Raw genomic sequence first — 16,786 nt, 5'->3', positions numbered from 1 at the left:
CAGCATTATCCCATGATGCGGAAACGAAAGCTAAACGGAAAGCGTTTCCAGCCTGGCGGCCAGCGACAGGAGGTCTGCCCATGCCTCACGCTTGGCGGGCGGGTTGCGCAGCAGGTAGGCGGGATGGGCCATCGGCAGCGCCGGGCGCCCGAAGGCCTGTGTCCATTGGCCCCGCAGCCGCAGGATGCCGCGCCGCCCCAGGGCCGCCTGACAGGGAATATTGCCCATCAGGACGATCAGATCGGGCGCGGCCAGTTCGATATGGCGGCGCACAAAGGGCATGCTCACGGAGATTTCATCGGCGGCCGGGTCGCGATTGCCGGGCGGACGCCATGTCAGCACGTTGATGATATAGAGCGCCTTCTCGGCATCGACCGCCCCCCGCGACAGGCCGATGGCGCCGAACATCCGGTCCAGCAATTGACCGGCGCGGCCGACGAAGGGGCGGCCCTGACGGTCCTCCTCGTCGCCCGGCGCCTCGCCCAGGATCAGCAGCCGCGCCTTCGGATTGCCGTCGGCAAAGCAGAAATTCCGGGCGCCCTTCTTCAACTCGATCCCGTCAAAGCCTTCCTGCGCGGCGGCCAGCGCATCGAGGCTGTCCGCCGCGGCGGCCAGAGCCTCGGCCTCGGCCACCAGGGCGGACGGATCCGCCTCCCCTTCGGCGGCGGGCGCTGCCGGAACCTGCGCCTGCACCTGCAACGGCAGAGGCGACGTGGCGGGTTGCGCCCGCGCGGCCAGTTCGAACCGGTCGAGCGGTGCATCCAGAATTGCCTCGTCCGCGCCCAGCTCGGCCTGCCATTCCAGCAGCGCCAGCGCGGTTTCGGCGTCCGGTTCGATTCCCTGATATGTCGGATTGGCGTCCATCGGCGGCAGGCTAGGCCGGGCGCGCGGCGCGGGCAAGCTCAGTCGGCGACCAGCATGTAGCCGGTGCCGCGCACGGTCTGCAGAAAGCGCGGCTCTTTCGGATCAGGCTCGATCTTGCGGCGCAGGCGGGTGATCTGGACGTCGATGGCGCGTTCCGAATTCTCGGCCTCCTCGCCGCCGCCGCCGCGGCCCAGATCCTCGATCAATTCGGCCCGGCTGACCGGCTGGCCACGGCTGGCCGCAAGACGCCGCAGCAATGCCTGTTCGGTGCCGGTCAGGCGCAGATGCGTATCGCCCTGCCACAATTCGCCCTTGTCGGTGTCATAGCGCAGCATCCCCAGCGTCAGGTATTTCGGCTGCGCCAGTTCGGCCGTCGGCATCCGCCGCAGGATGGCGGCGATCCGCAGCAACAGTTCGCGCGGCTCGAAGGGCTTGGCCAGATAATCATCGGCGCCGCTTTCCAGCCCGGTGATGCGGTCGTCGGTCTCGCCCTTCGCGGTCAGAAGCAGAATCGGCGTATTCATCCGCGCGCGCAATGCCCGGGTCAGCGAGAAGCCGTCTTCGCCCGGCATCATCACATCCAGAACGATCAGGTCGAATTCCAGCCCCGACAGCAAACGCCGCGCCTGAACGGCATCGCGCGCCGTGCTGACCATATAGCCGTTCTTGCGCAGAAACCGCCCCAGCAGGGCGCGAATGCGTTCGTCGTCGTCGACAACGAGGATATGAGTGTCGGGGCTGATGCTCATGGCGGATCGTCAACGCTCCTCGGGCAAGTCCTTCATCGCCTGATACTGCGACCGCGTTTCGGGGTCCATCATCGCCTCGAGCACCTGTCGGAAACCCGCGACCGCCTGCGGGCCGGCGTTGCGATAGGCGGTTCGCATCCGCACCCGCTGGGCCTCGGACAGGCGGCGTTCCAGCGAAACCCCCTTCTCGGTCAGGTGGAGTTGCCGCTCGCGCCGGTCACGGATGCCGACGCGGCTCTGGACCAGATCATCCTCGATCAGCGTGCGCAGGACCCGGTTCAGCGACTGCTTGGTCACGCCCAGAACCGCCAGCAGCGAGGTGACGGTCAGCCCGGGCTCGCGGTTGATGAAATGCAGCGCGCGATGATGGGCGCGGCCGTAATCCAGATCGGCCAGAATCATGTCGGGATCGGCCGTGAAGGCACGATAGGCAAAGAACATCGCCTCGATGCCCCGGCGCAACTGATCGTCGGTCAGAAACAGCAGATCCTCACCGACCGTCGTCTGGGCGCGCGCCTTGTCCCGCATTCCTATCCCTTTCACGTTTCCGCCCTTGATAGGACAGCCTTGTTGACTTTCCAAGATACGGTTGCTAGCCGTCAAGGGCTTCGCGCAACAAAAGGGTGGATTCGGGTAGCCTTGCGCAAGATCTGAAAATCCCGATCCGATGGAGAGAGACATGACGGCGGCATATGACGATCGCGACGGCAAGATCTGGATGGATGGCGAACTGTGCGAATGGCGCGACGCAAAGGTGCATATCCTGACCCACGCGCTGCACTATGCCAGTTCGGTCTTCGAGGGCGAACGCTGCTATGATGGCAAGATCTTCAAGGGCCACGAGCATTCGCTGCGGCTGATCGAATCGGGCCGGCTGCTGGACATGCCGATCCCCTATTCCGCCGAACAGATCGATGCCGCCAAGGACGCCGTGCTGAAGGCCAACGGGTTCGAGAATGCCTATGTGCGCGCCGTCGCCTGGCGCGGGTCGGGGCAGGACATGGGCGTCTCGGCCCGGCGCAACCCGGTTCATCTGGCGGTCTGCGCCTGGAAATGGGGCAGCTATTACGGCGATGCCAAATGGCAGGGCGCCAAGCTGGATATCGCCAAGTGGAAGCGCCCCAGCCCCGAAACCATCCCCACCGCCGCCAAGGCCGCCGGGCTTTACATGATCTGCACCATGTCCAAGCACGCGGCCGAGGAAAAGGGCTGTTCGGATGCGCTGTTCATGGACTGGGAAGGCTATGTGGCCGAGGCGACCGGCGCCAATATCTTCTTCGTCAAGGATGGCGAGGTGCATACGCCGCTGGCCGATCGTTTCCTGAACGGCATCACCCGGCAGACCGTGATCCAGATGCTGAAGGACGGCGGCACCACCGTGCATGAGCGCCGCATCAAGCCCGAGGAACTGGACGGATTCCAGGAATGCTGGCTGACCGGCACCGCGGCCGAGGTCACGCCGGTCGGGCAGATCGGCGACTGGCATTTCCAGGTCGGCCAGACCACCCGCAAGGTGGCCGAGGATTACGAAAAGCTGGTCCGCAGCTGATACGACAACCGCCGGCATGGCCCAGCGGCTTGCCCATGTGACGATCGTCGTGCCCGATTACGACGCGGCGATCGCCTTCTACACCGGCGTGCTGGGCTTCCGGCTGGTTGTCGATGAATACCGGCCTGCACAGGACAAACGCTGGGTCGTGGTCCAGCCTTCGGGCGGCGGCACCTCCTTCGTTCTGGGCCGCGCCAAGAATGACCGCGAGGCCGCCGCGATCGGCAACCAGTCAGGCGGGCGAGTCTTCCTGTTTCTGGATACCGACGATCTGCACGGCGATCTGGCCCGGCTGCGCGCCCATGATATCCGCATCGTGCGACAGCCGAAGGTAGCCGAATACGGCACCGTCGCCGTTTTCGCGGATCCGTTCGGCAATCTCTGGGATCTGATCCAGCGCGACCAAGGGCAGTACCCCGAGGGCTGACCTCGCAGATGCAAAGGCCGCACCCGACGGATGGGGACGGCCTCACATGTTCCTGCCGGTTCGTATTCCCGCACCGGGCCTGTGGTCAGGTCAGATGGCCACGCTCGATCCGCACGTATTCGGCCGTCTTGCGCCCGTCGCCATCGCGCGTTTTCGGACGGCTGCGCAGCGCGGCCACGGCCGGATGCAGCCCCGTTTCACGCTCTTTCTTGGTGAATTCGCGCAGCCGGGCAGCGCCGTGGCTGCGGGGTTGATCGCTGATATGCTTGCTCATCGTCGCCCTCCTCCCAGGTCAAGGGAACCTGAATATAGGGCCGAATCGGTCCGATTCAAACCTTTCAGGCCGCCTTTATGCCCTGGGCGGCAGCCAGAACTGCATACAATGTCGCGGGATTGTCATTGGCGCGCAGCTTGCTGCGCAGATCGCCCTCGCGCAGCGTGCGCGAAACCAGCGCCAGTGCCTTCAGGTGATCGACACCGCTGGTCTCGGGCGCCAGCAGCGCAAAGACCAGATCGACCGGTTGCCGGTCCACGGCGTCGAAATCCAGAGGCTTTTCAAGCCTGAGGAACAGGCCCACGACCTTGTCGAGGCCATGCAGCCGCGCATGCGGCAAGGCCACGCCCTGCCCGACGCCGGTCGGCCCGAGGCTTTCGCGTTCCTGCAGCGCATCCAGCACCTCGGAGGCGCTCAGCCGGTATTCGGACTGGGCCAGATCGGCCAGTTCCTGAAACATTCGCTTCTTCGAAGTGACCTGGCCCAGAGAACGCACGGCCCCTGGCTTGAGGATTTCACTAAGTTGCATGATAGAGTGTCTTTCCCAAGCTTTCCGCCCCCGGGCGGCGGTTCCGGGGGCGGCTCAGTCTGCCTGGCGCGGGCGTGGCTCAGCCGTTTCCGCGCGGATCGATCCAGCCCACATTGCCGTCGTCGCGGCGGTGGACGACATTCACGCCGCCGTGTTTCTCGTTGCGGAAGACCAGCAATGGCGTGCCGGCCAGTTCCATCTGCATTACCGCGTCCCCGACCGACAGGGTCGGCACGCGCGCTTCCATCTCGGCGATGATGATCGGCTGCAGGCCGCTGCCATGCGATTCCCATTCATCCTCGTCAGCGGCCAGCACATACATGCCCGCCTGACCGAATTCAACCGGTTCGGAACGGTCCTTGTGATGATCCTTCAGCCGCCGCTTGTAGCGGCGCAACTGCTTGTCCATCCGCTCGCGGCAGGCCTCGAAGGCATCATAGACCTCGTTGGCCATGCCCTTTGCCTGGACGGTCAGCCCGGTGGACAGATGCACCACCGCGTCGCAGATGTATTGATGCGCATCGCGGGAGAAGGTGACAGCCGCATCCGTGGGGCGTTGGGAATATTTGCTGACCGTCTCACCCAGTTCCCTCTCGACATGGGCGCTGAGCGCATTGCCGACATCGATGTGTTTTCCGCTGATGGTGTAGCGCATCGTCCTTCCTCTCCGGTTGCCCGTCTTTCCGCATGCGCCGACCCGTTTGAGGCAGCCGGCTTGCGGCGGAAAACGGGGGTGGCGGGGTACGGCGCGATACCGCACCCGCATAAGTCAATTTGGTGACAGCAGCCGCACGATGTCAACGGGGTGCAGGCAGCCGCCGGAAAATTCCGCTGCCGCCTCATCCCAGCCGGAAACCCTCGCCCAGATAAACCTCGCGCACCTTCGGATCGGCGACGATCTCGGCGGTCGTGCCCGACATCAGGACATGCCCGTCATGCAGGATATAGGCATGGTCGACGATGCCCAGCGTCTCACGCACGTTGTGGTCGGTGATCAGCACCCCGATGCCGCGCGACTTCAGGTCATGGACCAGTTCGCGGATCTCGCCCACGGCGATCGGGTCAACCCCGGCAAAGGGTTCGTCCAGCAGCAGGAAGCTGGGTTCCGAGGCCAGGCAGCGCGCGATCTCGACCCGCCGCCGCTCACCGCCCGACAGTGCCAGGGCCGGGGCGCCGCGCAGATGGGTGATCGAGAAATCGCCCAGCAATTCCTCCATCCGGTCGCGACGATGACGCGAATCGTCCAGCGTCACCTCCAGCACCGCCATGATGTTCTGTTCGACCGTTAGACCGCGGAAGATCGACATTTCCTGCGGCAGATAGCCGATGCCCAGACGCGCACGGCGGAACATCGGCAGATGGGTCGCATCCTGCCCATCGATCAGCACCTGCCCGGCATCCGCCGGCACCAGTCCGGCGATGCAGTAGAAACAGGTGGTCTTGCCCGATCCGTTCGGCCCCAGCAGCGCCACCACCTCGCCCCGCCGCAGCGTGACCGAGACGTCATGGATCACCGGCCGGTTGCGATAGGACTTGCGCAGCCCCAGCACCCGCAGCCCGTCACCCTCCTTGCGTCCGCCGCGCCGCATCAGTTGTTGTCCGGCTGCAGGATCGACCGGACCCGGCCGTCGACCTGCGCCGTGCCCTCGGCAAGATCGGCCGTCATCCGGTCGCCGGTCAGCACGTTCTCGCCCTGCACCAGCACCACATCGCCGGTCAGGGTAACGTGACCCGATTCGACATCATAGACCGCCTCGCGCCCTTCAGCCGCATCCGGCCCGGAAACCAGCGTCACATTGCCCTTCGCATGCAGCGAGCGGATGCGGGTCCGGTCGCCCTGGGCATATTCCACCGTGACCCGTTCGGCCGACAGGCGCATTTCCCCCTGCCCGATCACGACATTGCCGGTGAAAAGGGCGGTGCCATCGCCCTGATCGACCGTCAGGTGATCGGCCGCGACCTCGACCGGCAGGGAGGTGTCGGCCTTGATCCCGCCGAAGACGACGCTCTGCGCAACGGCCGGGCCAGAGGCGAAAACCAGGGCGATCATCAGGGGGCGCAGCATGAAACAGTCCTTCGGTGGCTCAGGGCTGGTATATCAGACGGACAGAGCCGGAAAAATTCAAGACGGCAGAATCGCCTGCCCTCTCGCCCTCGGCCGTTTCGGGTCCGGGGATCAGTTCCATCTCGTCCGAGGTGATCCGGCCGAAGGGCGCGGTCGCCTGCACCCCGTCACGCGCGCTCAGCCGCGAGCGGTCGGTCGCCGCGTTCATCTGCGGCGCCTGCAGCGTCCAGCCGGTCGAGGTGGACATGTTGACCCCGCCAAGCAGCGTGATCAGCCCCTCGGCAAGCTCGGCCGTGGGCGCGGTCAGATCGGCGGCCAGCCCGTCGGGGCGCCGCCAGTCGAGACGCAGATCGCTGATCGAGCCGTCGCTGTCGTCGCGCGCCGGCTGCGCCTCGCGCGCGATCAGCGCGATTTCGGCGCCATCATCGGTCACGCCCGAATATTTCGGGGCCACGATCCGCGGCTCGCGCGCCATCTGCTCGGCATCGAGGCTGGTATAGGGGATGCGCGATTCGCCCTCGGGCTTGCGCGAGAACAGGAACATCGTCGAGAGGATCGTCAGCGCGACCAGCGGCAGCAGCAGCCGCAGCCAGCGAACGATGCGGGTGCGGTTCATCGTCTCAGACCATGCCGGCGCGCAGGCAGTCATGGATATGCAGGATGCCGCGTGGCGCGCCGTCCTCGACCGCGAACAGACAGGTGATCTTGCGCGACTGCATCTCGGCCAGCGCCGCCTCGGCCAGCGCCTCGGGCTCGATCACGCGCGGCGCGCGCGTCATCACCTCGGCCGCGCTGCGCTCCAGCAGCCCGTCCATGTGGCGCCGAAGGTCACCATCGGTGATGATCCCGCTCAGATGCCCGTCGCCATCGGTGACGCCGGTGACCCCGTAACCCTTCTGGCTGATGACCAGCAGCGCCTCGGTCATCGGCGTGTCCTCGCCCACCAGAGGCATGTCCTCATGCATCAGGTCGCCGACCTTGGAGAGCCGCGCGCCCAGCTTGCCGCCGGGATGGAAGGTGCGGAAATGCTCGGCCGTGAAGCGACGATGCTCCATCAGCGCGACGGCCAGCGCATCGCCAAGCGCCAGCGTCATCGTGGTCGAGGTGGTCGGCACGATGCCGCTGCCGCAGGCCTCCTCGGCGGCGGGCAGGACCAGCGCCACATCGGCCTGCCGCAGCAGGGTCGACTCGGGCCGCGAGGCGACCCCGATCAGCGGGATCTCGAAGCGCCGCGTATGCGCGACCAGATCGGCCAGCTCCGGTGTCTCGCCGCTGTTCGACAGGACCAGCGCCACATCGGCGCGCGTAACCATGCCCAGATCGCCATGGCTGGCCTCGGCGGGGTGGACGAATTGCGCGGGCGTGCCGGTCGAGGCCAGCGTCGCCGCGATCTTGCGGGCGATATGGCCGGATTTTCCCATGCCCGAGACGATCACCCGGCCCTTGGTGTCAAGGATCAGGTCGATGGCCTGCTGGAACTCGGGCCCCAGGCTCGAGGCCAGAAGCTCAAGCGCCTGGGCTTCGGTGCGGATGACGCGGGCGGCGGTGTCGAGATATGCTGTCATGGCGCCAATCTAGTGATGGAAGATGTCGTTTTCATCCCCCCAGCCCAGCAGGTCCAGATGGGCGCGTGCCGGAAGGAAATCGAAACAGGCCTGCGCCAGACCCATGCGGTTCTCGCGCTTCAGCCGCTCTTCAAGCGCCTCTTTCAGCTTGTGCAGATGCAGCACGTCCGAGGCGGCATATTCCAGTTGCGCATCGGTCAGATCGGCCGCGCCCCAGTCGCTGGTCTGCTGCTGCTTGCTGACATCGACGCCGACCAGTTCGCTCAGCAGGTATTTCAGCCCGTGCCGGTCGGTATAGGTGCGCACCAGTTTCGAGGCGATCTTGGTGCACCAGACCGGCGAGGTGACGACCCCGAAACTGTTTTCCAGGGCCGCGATGTCGAACCGGCCGAAATGGAACAGTTTCAGAACCTTGGCATCAGTCAGCATGCGGCACAGATTGGGCGCCTCGGTCTGGCCGCGCTCGATCTGGACCAGATGCGCGTCGCCGTCGCCCGAAGACATCTGCACCAGACACAGCCGGTCGCGGCGCGGGTCCAGCCCCATGGTTTCGGTGTCGATGGCCACGGTCTGCCCGAAAGTCAGATCATCGGGGATATCGTTCTGGTAGAGATGGATGCTCATTGCCTCGTCCGCTTGCATCTGGCCTGCCTTCTCTGACCAGAAATCCGGGGCGTGATCCAGAGGAATCCCGCCATGCCGCGACACGGCAGGACGCGGGACGAACCTCCGCGAGGCGCGAACGACCGTCGGTTCTCAGATGTTTCGACAAAGGGCCGACGACGGAACTACGGTGCGCGCCGCAGCCTTCGGGTGCCTGACGCACCCGTTCTCTGTGACGGCACGGGATTGCCAGACATCGGGTTTCACCGCCCCTGTCGCGCGGAGAAACGGCCTTCCGCCGCAGTTCGGGCTGTCAGTAGAGCATCGCGCGCCGATAAGAGCGCCGCGCCACCCCGGCATAGGACAGCGGGGTCAACGGCATCCCGATGATGTCGATGAAAAGCGATGTCGGCCCGCCAAGAACCGGCATCTCGCCGCCGACGATCTCGACCGTGTAATGCAGATCCTCGCCGATCAGTTCGGGGTTGCGCAGAACGACCACGGCCTGACGCAGCACGCCATCTTCGAGAATCGAGAGATCCGCATTGGGCGGATCAGACAGAAAGCTGTCGCTGCCCTCGCCCCAGAACGGCACGAAGCGATCGGTCTTCATGTTGCCGGCGATCCGCTCGGGCCGGTCCGAGAAGAACAGCGTGACCGGGCTGACATTGCGCAATGTGAGACGGTTCGCATCGGCCGCGAAGGCCATGCCAGAGGCGGTCTGGACAAAGAGGAAATCGGCCATTCCCGCGGGCGGCGCATCCTGTCCCCCGGCAGGTGCATCCTGCGCCAGAGCCGCGCCGCCCGCGGCAAGCGCCGCCGCGCCGGCGATCAGCGCCCGGCGGGTGGGGTGATAGGTCGATGACATTGCGGTCTCCTTGCTCTTGCGGCCGACAGGCGGCCTTGGGTTGCTGGCCGAACGAACCATGGGCCGGAATTCTCCCTGCAGCGACGGCCTCGGACATGACCGAGGCTAGCACCCTGCCGCGCCACTCCACTATGGATTTCGCCAGCCATTTTACGCCAGGCACTCCGGGTCGGGGCGCGGGCGGCCCGCAGCCCTGCGATAGGTCTTCGGCGTGACGCCGGCCCAGCGCCCGAAGGCCCGGGCGAAGGCGCTGCTGCTGTTGTAGCCGATCTGTCTGGCGATCTGTTCGATGCCGAGTTCGGATCGTTCAAGAAACACACAGGCCATGCCCAGACGGGCATCCTCCACCACCCGCCGGAAGCAAAGCCCATGCTCGGCCAGCCGGCGTTGTACGGTTCTGGGGCTTGCGGACAGCCGCTCGGCCACGCTTGCAAGCGATGGCACCCCCGAGGCCGACAGTTCGGCCACGACGCACCGGATCCGGGCGATTCCAAGGTTTTGTGACTTGCGGGGCTCGGGCATGGATGGCGCCGTGAAAGCGGTTCCGGGTGTCCCATTCTGGACCAGAACCGAATCCGGATCCGTCCATCTGACGCCAGAATCGGGGCGCAGTTCACGAAAGGCCCGTCATCACCGCATCCGTGCGCAAGTTTCACCCCGATTGACGGCAGCCGGCGCCCGGGGAACGGGTCGCGGAACCGTCGATGGGGGCGACAGGCTCAGGCGCCGGCCCGGTCAGTCGCGGAAATTGCGGCTGTCTTTCACCTGCTCCCAGGCCCAGACCACCTCGGCCAGCCGGTCCTCATCGGAACGATCCCCGCCATTCATGTCGGGATGCAGGTCCTTGACCAGGGACTTGTACTGCTTGCGGATCTCGGTGCGGGTCCAGCTGTCCCTGGCCTCGAGGATCTCCAGCGCCCGGCGTTCGGTCGGCGGCAGCTTGCGGCCCAGCTTGGCGCGCGCCTCGGGCGAGGTGCCGTTGGCGCCGAGGATTTCATGCGGATCGCTGACCCCGTGGCGCGCCCAGGCCTGTTCCTGCGCGGCGCGGCCAAAGGGTTTGGTCGGGCGTTCCCATACGGTGGCATTGTCGAGGAACTGCTGGAATTCCTCTTCGCTCTGGCCCTGAAAATAGTTCCAGTTGGCGTTGTATTCGCGGACATGTTCCTTGCAGAACCAGAAGTAGTCATCCAGAAGCCGCGGGTTTTTCGGCGCGCGGTACTGGCCAGGCTCGCTGCAGCCTTCCCGCTCGCAGACGCGGGTCGAGGTCTCGAAGGCGCCCGACATACCACGGCGGCCTTTCGACCGGCGCTTCTTGTCCTTGGCGGCGGAAATGTCGAAACCGAACGGGTCGTTACTGCTCATCCTCGGGCACCTTTGCGACTCGGAGGCAGCAGTTTAGGCTATTTCGCGCGACATGAAAGGTCTTGACGAAAGGATATCCGATGATCGCAGACGAGATGCGGACCCGGCTGGCGGAACTGAACCCCACGCGGCTGGATGTGATCGACGAAAGCGAAAGCCATCGCGGCCATGCCGGCTGGCGCGAGGGCGGCGAGAGCCATTTCCGCATCCGCATGGCCAGCCCCGCCTTCGCGGGCCTGGGCCGGGTCCAGCGGCACCGGCTGGTGCATGAGACCCTGGGCGACATCGTGCCGCGCATCCATGCGCTGGCGCTGGAACTGGCGGAAAGCTGAGCCGTTAGCGCCCGCGGTCTTGCCCGTGTCACGGGGCGCGCGTAGAAGCCGGGCGAAGCTGAGCCAACGAGGGAAGAGGCCATGACCGCGCAGAAGGACTTCAACGATCGCATGCTGTCTCTGGGGCTGGCCCGCGTCAGCGAGGCGGCGGCGCATGCCTCGGCCCGGCTGATCGGCCGCGGCGACGAGAAGGCCGCCGACCAGGCCGCCGTGAACGCCATGCGCGACCAGTTGAACATGCTGGACATCAAGGGCGTCGTCGTGATCGGCGAAGGCGAGCGCGACGAGGCGCCGATGCTGTATATCGGCGAGGAGGTCGGCAACGGCAACGGACCCGAGGTGGACATTGCGCTGGACCCGCTGGAGGGCACCACGCTGACCGCCAAGGACATGCCGAACGCGCTGACCGTGATCGCCATGGCGCCGCGCGGCACGCTGCTGCATGCGCCCGATGTCTATATGGACAAGCTGGCGATCGGCCCGGGCTTTGCCAAGGACGTGGTCAGCCTCGACATGTCGCCCGCCGAGCGGGTGCGGGCGCTGGCCAGGGCGCGCGGATGCAAGGATGAGGACATCACCGTCTGCATCCTCGAACGCCCCCGGCACGAGGAAATGATCGCCGAGGTGCGCGAGACCGGCGCGGCGATCCGGCTGATCACCGATGGCGACGTGGCCGGCGTGATCCACACCGCCGAGGCGGAACTGACCGGCATCGACATGTATATGGGCTCGGGCGGGGCGCCCGAGGGGGTGCTGGCGGCCAGCGCGCTGAAATGCATGGGCGGGCAGATGTGGGGCCGGCTGCTGTTTCGCAACGACGACGAACGCGGCCGCGCGCGGAAGGCCGGGATCACCGATCTCGACCGCATCTATGCACGCGACGAACTGGTGACGGCGGATGTGATCTTCGCCGCGACCGGGGTGACCAACGGCTCGATCGTGGCCGGGGTGAAGCGCGAGCCCGGCTATCTGCAGACCGAGACGATCCTGATGCGCTCGAAGACCGGCTCGGTGCGGCGGATGATCTATCGCAACCCGGTCCGCTGAGCGGGTCGAGGGGGGCGCTGCCCCCCGTCCCTGCGGGACTCCCCCCGGGATATTTGGGTGAAGAAGAAGGGGCAGGCGTGGCATTTCTGGGCATCGGGCGATCGCTGAGCGGGCGCTGCTGGGTCGGCCCGGAGGCGGCGCTGGAGCGGCGCGCCGAAGGCCTGGCGCAGCAGGCCGGGCTGCCCCTGGCGGTGGCCCGGGTGCTGGCCGAGCGCGGTGTCGAGGCGGGCGCGGCCGAGGGGTTCCTGACGCCGAGGCTGCGCGATCTGCTGCCCGATCCGCTGATGCTGCGCGACATGGAGGCCGCGGCCGCGCGCCTTGTTGCGGCCGCCACGGGCGGCGAGCGGATCGCGGTCTTTGCCGATTACGACGTGGATGGCGGCACTTCGGCCGCGCTGCTGCTGGACTGGCTGCGGCAGCAGGGGCGCGACGCCACCCTGTATGTTCCCGACCGGATCGACGAGGGATACGGGCCGAATGCGCCGGCCATGGCCGGGCTGGCGGCCGGACATGACCTGATCGTCTGCGTCGATTGCGGCACGCTGAGCCACGAGGCGCTGGCGGCGGCGCAGGGCGCGGAGGTGATCGTGCTGGATCATCATCTGGGCGGCGAGACCCTGCCCCCGGCGCTGGCCGTGGTGAACCCGAACCGGGCCGACGAGGACGGGGCGCTTGGCCATCTTTGCGCCGCCGGCGTGGTGTTCCTGACGCTGGTCCAGGCCGGCCGGGTGCTGCGCGGCATGGGCCGGCCCGAGCCCGATCTGATGGCCATGCTGGATCTGGTGGCGCTGGCGACCGTCGCGGATGTGGCGCCGCTGGTCGGCGTCAACCGGGCCTTCGTGCGGCAGGGGCTGGCGGTCATGGCCCGGCGGCAGCGGCCGGGGCTGGTCGCGCTGTCGGACGTGGCCCGGCTGGACGGGCCGCCCAGTGCCTTTCACCTGGGCTTTCTGCTGGGGCCGCGGATCAATGCCGGCGGCCGGGTGGGCCGCGCCGATCTGGGCGCGCTGTGCCTGTCGGCCCGCGATCCGCAACTGGCCACCCGTCTGGCCGGGCAGCTGGACGAGTTGAACCGCGAGCGCCGCGCCATCGAGGCCACCGTCCGCGACGAGGCGCTGGCCCAGGTCGAGGCGCGCGGCGACGCCGCCCTGTCCTGGGCCGCGGGCGCTGGCTGGCATCCGGGCGTGGTCGGCATCGTCGCCGCGCGGGTCAAGGAGGCGACCGATCTGCCCGCGGTGGTGATCGGCGTCGAGGGCGGGATCGGCAAGGGCTCGGCCCGTTCGGTGCCCGGCGTCGATCTGGGCCGTGCGATCCAGCGGCTGGCCCGCGAGGGCCTGCTGATCAAGGGCGGCGGGCACGAGATGGCGGCCGGGCTGACCGTCGCCCAGGACCGGATCGAGCCGGCAATGGCGCGGCTGGCCGAGTTGATTTCCGCCGATCTTGCGACCCGCAGCGGGGCCGGCGATCTGCGCATTTCGGGCCTGCTGGAGACGGCGGGCGCGACGCCGCAGATGTTCCGCCAGCTGGAGGATGCGGGCCCCTTCGGGCAGGCCGCCCCGGCCCCGCGCTTTGCCTTTGCAGACCAGTTGATCGACAGCGCCGCCACCATGGGCGACAGCCATCTGCGCCTGAGTTTCCGCAGCCCCGGCGCGCCGGCACTGGAGGCCGTCGCCTGGGGCGCCATGAACGGCCCGCTTGGCCCGGCGCTGATCGGCGCCAGGGGTCGCCGCTTTCACCTTGCGGGCAAGCTGGACCTGTCCACCTGGGGCGGGCGCGAACGGGTGCGGCTGCGGCTGGAGGACGCCGCGCCGGCCTGAGGCCCACCCGCATCGGGCGGCTGGTCAGCGCCCCCGCGCCCGGCTAACCTTCGCGCGACATCTGACAGGAGGCAGCGATGAAACTGACCTGGCTTGGACATTCCGGCTTTCGCCTTGAGATCGAGGATGCGGTGATCCTGATCGATCCCTGGCTGTCGGGAAACCCCGTCTTTCCCGAGGACCGGCGCGCCGAGGCGATCGGCGGCGCGAGCCATGTGCTGCTGACGCATGGCCATGGCGACCATTCGGGCGATGCCCTTGCCATCGCCCGGGAGCTGGGGATCCCGGTGGTCGGCATCTACGACCTCATCAGCAGCTGGCAGACCCATCACGCGATCGAGGGGATCGGCTTCAACAAGGGCGGCACCGTCGATCTGGGCGGCGCGCACGTGACCATGGTCAATGCCAGTCACTCAAGCTCGCTCGACGGGGCGGACGGGCCGATCTATGCGGGTCATGAATCGGGCTATATGATCGCCGGCGACGGCCATGTGATCTATGTCTCGGGCGATACCGACATCATGGCCGACATGGCCTGGATGGCCGAATACCACCAGCCCGATATCGGCATCCTCTGCGCCGGCGGGCATTTCACCATGGACATGAAGCGCGCGGCCTTTGCGGCCCGCAGATATTTCGACTTCAGGACCGTGATCCCCTGCCATTACAAGACCTTCCCGCTGCTGGAACAGAGCGCGCAGGCGCTGATTGAGGGGCTGCCCGGCGTACAGGTGATCGAACCCGAAGTGATGAAGGCGGTCGAGCTGTGAGTTTCCAGAGCTTTGAGGATCCGGCCGGCGGCGCGGACCATCCCGCCCGGCTGGCCGCGCTGCGCGTCAGGATGCGGGCAGAGGGGCTGGACGCCTTCGTGGTGCCGCGCGCCGATGCCCATCAGGGCGAATATGTGGCCGAGGCCGATGCCCGGCTGGCCTGGCTGACCGGGTTTACCGGCAGCGCGGGCTTTGCCATCGTCACCATGGACCGGGCCGGCGTGTTCATCGACGGCCGCTACCGGACCCAGGTCAAGTCGCAGGTCGACCTTGCCCATTTCACCCCCGTCCACTGGCCCGAAACCGCACCCTCGGACTGGCTGCGCGAGGCCCTGCCCGCGGGCGGCACGGCCGGATTCGACCCCTGGCTGCATACGCGCAAGGAAATCGAGGCGATCACCAGGGGGATCGCGGGCAGCGGCATCGAGCTTGTGCCGGTTCCCGCCAATCCCGTCGATGCGATCTGGTCCGACCGCCCTGCCCCGCCGGTCGGTCCGACCCGGGCGCATGACGACGCGCTGGCCGGCGAGACCTCGGCGGAAAAGCGCACCCGGCTGGCCGAGCAGCTGCGCCGCGAGGGCCAGGCCGCGGCCTTCCTGTCGCTGCCCGACTCGATCTCGTGGCTGCTGAACATCCGTGGCAGCGACGTGCCGAAGAACCCCGTGGTGCAGAGCTTTGCCATCCTCGCCGACGATGGCCGCCTGACGCTGTTCGCGGACCCCGCTAAATTCGACGACCGGGTGATCGCCCATCTGGGCGGGGACGTGTCGATCCGGCCTCCCGATACCCTCTCGGATGCGCTGCTGGATCTGGTCGATCCGGTGCGGATCGATCCTGCCAGCGCGCCCGAAGCGGCATTCCGCCTGCTGGAACGGGCCTGTTCGGTGATCGCGCCTGCCGCCGATCCGGCCATCCTGCCCAAGGCCCGCAAGAACCGGGCCGAACTGGAGGGGATGCGCGCGGCGCATCGGCGCGACGGCGTGGCAATGGTGCGGCTGCTGGCCTGGCTGGACGGGCAGGATCCCGCGGATCTGACCGAAATCGATGTAGTGACGAAGCTTGAATCCTTCCGCCGCGATGAAGGCATCACCGATATCAGTTTCGACACTATCTGCGGCGCGGGTCCCAATGCCGCCCTGCCCCATTACCGGGTGACCGAGACCAGCAATCGCCGGCTGAGTGCCGGGGAACTGCTGCTGATCGATTCGGGCGGGCAGTATGCGGACGGGACCACGGACATCACCCGCACCCTGCCCTTGGGCGAGGTGCCGCCCGAGGCGATCGCCCCCTATACCGCCGTTTTGCGCGGCATGATCGCGATCAGCCGGGCGCAGTTTCCGAAGGGCGTGGCGGGGGCGCATCTCGACGCGCTGGCGCGGCAGTTCCTGTGGTCGCTGGGCCTCGACTACGATCACGGCACCGGTCACGGCGTCGGCGCGGCGCTCTGCGTGCACGAGGGTCCGGCGCGCATCAGCCGGATCAGCGACCTGCCGCTGGAGCCCGGCATGATCCTGTCCGATGAGCCCGGCTATTACCGCGAGGGCGCCTTTGGGATCCGGATCGAGAACCTGATCGTGGTCGCCGAGGTCGAGGCGGAACCGGGCCGCCGGATGCTGGGCTTCGAGACGTTGACGCTGTGCCCCATCGACACCCGCCTCGTCGATCTTGCAGCCCTGTCCCGGGACGAGATCGCCTGGCTTGACGCCTATCATGCGCAGGTGCGCCGTGAACTCGTGCCGCATCTGGACGGGACGACCCGCGACTGGCTGGACCGCGCCACCGCGCCCTTGGGCTGAGAAGCTCGCATGGCCGCCATGCTTCGGATGGGCGTTGTTGCAGAACTCGGCGCTGGAAGGATTCACACTGCGAATCCGGTAGGTTAAGAATCTCGACATGAGCAAGCCCGAGCCCGCCCGTTACCGCACGACGAACTGGAAATCCTACAACGAAGCGCTGAAACGGCGCGGG

21 protein-coding genes are annotated in these 16,786 nt (G+C 67.1%); 7 read left to right on the top strand and 14 right to left on the bottom strand.

Annotated elements, in window-relative coordinates:
* Positions 1-30 precede the first annotated feature (30 nt).
* The 3 genes from KNW02_RS13015 to KNW02_RS13005 are packed head-to-tail and all read right to left on the bottom strand — an operon-like array spanning position 31 to position 2,141.
* Positions 31-864 (bottom strand): uracil-DNA glycosylase, encoded by an 834-nt coding sequence (locus KNW02_RS13015; RefSeq protein WP_216033713.1) that lies wholly within the window; start codon positions 862-864, stop codon positions 31-33.
* 38 nt (positions 865-902) lie between these two features.
* On the bottom strand, positions 903-1,613 hold the full coding sequence (locus KNW02_RS13010; protein WP_216033712.1) for a response regulator: 711 nt from the start codon (positions 1,611-1,613) through the stop codon (positions 903-905).
* Positions 1,614-1,622: 9 nt separating this feature from the next.
* Positions 1,623-2,141 (bottom strand): MarR family winged helix-turn-helix transcriptional regulator, encoded by a 519-nt coding sequence (locus KNW02_RS13005; RefSeq protein WP_216033711.1) that lies wholly within the window; start codon positions 2,139-2,141, stop codon positions 1,623-1,625.
* A gap of 151 nt (positions 2,142-2,292) precedes the next feature.
* Between KNW02_RS13005 and KNW02_RS13000 the strand changes: the two genes are divergently transcribed.
* Together KNW02_RS13000 and KNW02_RS12995 are read left to right on the top strand one after the other, a co-directional pair.
* The gene (locus KNW02_RS13000) at positions 2,293-3,162 is read left to right on the top strand and encodes a branched-chain amino acid aminotransferase (protein ID WP_216033710.1); all 870 of its coding nucleotides are present in this window, start codon (positions 2,293-2,295) and stop codon (positions 3,160-3,162) included.
* Between the two features lie 16 nt (positions 3,163-3,178).
* Positions 3,179-3,589 carry a VOC family protein gene (locus tag KNW02_RS12995; RefSeq protein ID WP_216033709.1) on the top strand — a complete coding sequence of 137 codons (411 nt, stop codon included), beginning with the start codon at positions 3,179-3,181 and terminating at the stop codon, positions 3,587-3,589.
* An 85-nt stretch (positions 3,590-3,674) separates the two neighbouring features.
* Here KNW02_RS12995 and KNW02_RS12990 read toward each other — a convergent pair whose 3' ends face one another.
* The 11 genes from KNW02_RS12990 to KNW02_RS12940 all read right to left on the bottom strand — a co-directional run bounded on the left by KNW02_RS12990 (position 3,675) and on the right by KNW02_RS12940 (position 10,855).
* Positions 3,675-3,863, bottom strand: coding sequence for a hypothetical protein (locus tag KNW02_RS12990; RefSeq protein ID WP_216033708.1), 189 nt, complete (start codon positions 3,861-3,863; stop codon positions 3,675-3,677).
* A 64-nt stretch (positions 3,864-3,927) separates the two neighbouring features.
* Positions 3,928-4,392 (bottom strand): PTS sugar transporter subunit IIA, encoded by a 465-nt coding sequence (locus KNW02_RS12985; RefSeq protein WP_216033707.1) that lies wholly within the window; start codon positions 4,390-4,392, stop codon positions 3,928-3,930.
* A 79-nt stretch (positions 4,393-4,471) separates the two neighbouring features.
* Positions 4,472-5,047 carry a ribosome hibernation-promoting factor, HPF/YfiA family gene (hpf, locus tag KNW02_RS12980; RefSeq protein ID WP_216033706.1) on the bottom strand — a complete coding sequence of 192 codons (576 nt, stop codon included), beginning with the start codon at positions 5,045-5,047 and terminating at the stop codon, positions 4,472-4,474.
* A gap of 184 nt (positions 5,048-5,231) precedes the next feature.
* Positions 5,232-5,981, bottom strand: a complete 750-nt coding sequence (gene lptB / locus KNW02_RS12975; protein ID WP_216033705.1) for an LPS export ABC transporter ATP-binding protein — start codon at positions 5,979-5,981, stop codon at positions 5,232-5,234.
* Entirely contained in the window at positions 5,981-6,457 is a 477-nt protein-coding gene (lptA, locus tag KNW02_RS12970) for a lipopolysaccharide transport periplasmic protein LptA (protein ID WP_216033704.1), read from the bottom strand. The genes lptB and lptA overlap by 1 nt, the downstream gene beginning before the upstream one ends.
* A gap of 19 nt (positions 6,458-6,476) precedes the next feature.
* Complete coding sequence (locus KNW02_RS12965; protein WP_216033703.1) at positions 6,477-7,073, bottom strand: hypothetical protein; 597 nt, start codon at positions 7,071-7,073, stop codon at positions 6,477-6,479.
* Positions 7,074-7,077: 4 nt separating this feature from the next.
* Positions 7,078-8,022: a KpsF/GutQ family sugar-phosphate isomerase gene (locus KNW02_RS12960; RefSeq protein ID WP_216033702.1), complete on the bottom strand. Its 945-nt coding sequence runs from the start codon at positions 8,020-8,022 to the stop codon at positions 7,078-7,080.
* 9 nt (positions 8,023-8,031) lie between these two features.
* On the bottom strand, positions 8,032-8,646 hold the full coding sequence (locus tag KNW02_RS12955) for a ribonuclease D (RefSeq protein WP_216033701.1): 615 nt from the start codon (positions 8,644-8,646) through the stop codon (positions 8,032-8,034).
* Positions 8,647-8,938: 292 nt separating this feature from the next.
* The gene (locus KNW02_RS12950; protein ID WP_216033700.1) at positions 8,939-9,493 is read right to left on the bottom strand and encodes a hypothetical protein; all 555 of its coding nucleotides are present in this window, start codon (positions 9,491-9,493) and stop codon (positions 8,939-8,941) included.
* Between the two features lie 150 nt (positions 9,494-9,643).
* Positions 9,644-10,015, bottom strand: coding sequence for a helix-turn-helix transcriptional regulator (locus KNW02_RS12945; RefSeq protein WP_216033699.1), 372 nt, complete (start codon positions 10,013-10,015; stop codon positions 9,644-9,646).
* A 213-nt stretch (positions 10,016-10,228) separates the two neighbouring features.
* The gene (locus KNW02_RS12940; RefSeq protein WP_216033698.1) at positions 10,229-10,855 is read right to left on the bottom strand and encodes a J domain-containing protein; all 627 of its coding nucleotides are present in this window, start codon (positions 10,853-10,855) and stop codon (positions 10,229-10,231) included.
* An 80-nt stretch (positions 10,856-10,935) separates the two neighbouring features.
* Here KNW02_RS12940 and KNW02_RS12935 point away from each other — a divergent pair, with 80 nt between their 5' ends.
* The 5 genes from KNW02_RS12935 to KNW02_RS12915 all read left to right on the top strand — a co-directional run bounded on the left by KNW02_RS12935 (position 10,936) and on the right by KNW02_RS12915 (position 16,614).
* A complete protein-coding gene (locus KNW02_RS12935) occupies positions 10,936-11,187 on the top strand; it encodes a BolA family protein (protein ID WP_216033697.1) in 252 nt (83 codons plus the stop codon).
* A gap of 81 nt (positions 11,188-11,268) precedes the next feature.
* Positions 11,269-12,234 carry a class II fructose-bisphosphatase gene (glpX, locus tag KNW02_RS12930; protein WP_216033696.1) on the top strand — a complete coding sequence of 322 codons (966 nt, stop codon included), beginning with the start codon at positions 11,269-11,271 and terminating at the stop codon, positions 12,232-12,234.
* A 77-nt stretch (positions 12,235-12,311) separates the two neighbouring features.
* The gene (gene recJ / locus KNW02_RS12925) at positions 12,312-14,048 is read left to right on the top strand and encodes a single-stranded-DNA-specific exonuclease RecJ (RefSeq protein ID WP_216033695.1); all 1,737 of its coding nucleotides are present in this window, start codon (positions 12,312-12,314) and stop codon (positions 14,046-14,048) included.
* A gap of 77 nt (positions 14,049-14,125) precedes the next feature.
* Positions 14,126-14,818 carry a metal-dependent hydrolase gene (locus KNW02_RS12920; protein WP_216033694.1) on the top strand — a complete coding sequence of 231 codons (693 nt, stop codon included), beginning with the start codon at positions 14,126-14,128 and terminating at the stop codon, positions 14,816-14,818.
* Positions 14,815-16,614, top strand: coding sequence for an aminopeptidase P family protein (locus KNW02_RS12915; protein ID WP_348524728.1), 1,800 nt, complete (start codon positions 14,815-14,817; stop codon positions 16,612-16,614). The genes KNW02_RS12920 and KNW02_RS12915 overlap by 4 nt, the downstream gene beginning before the upstream one ends.
* The last annotated feature ends 172 nt before the right edge of the window (positions 16,615-16,786 follow it).

The organism is Paracoccus marinaquae, assembly GCF_018860165.1.
GTDB classification, from domain to species: Bacteria; Pseudomonadota; Alphaproteobacteria; order Rhodobacterales; family Rhodobacteraceae; genus Paracoccus; species Paracoccus marinaquae.
Note: the sequence above shows the minus strand (reverse complement) of the source record. Positions and strands in the feature narration are given on the sequence as shown.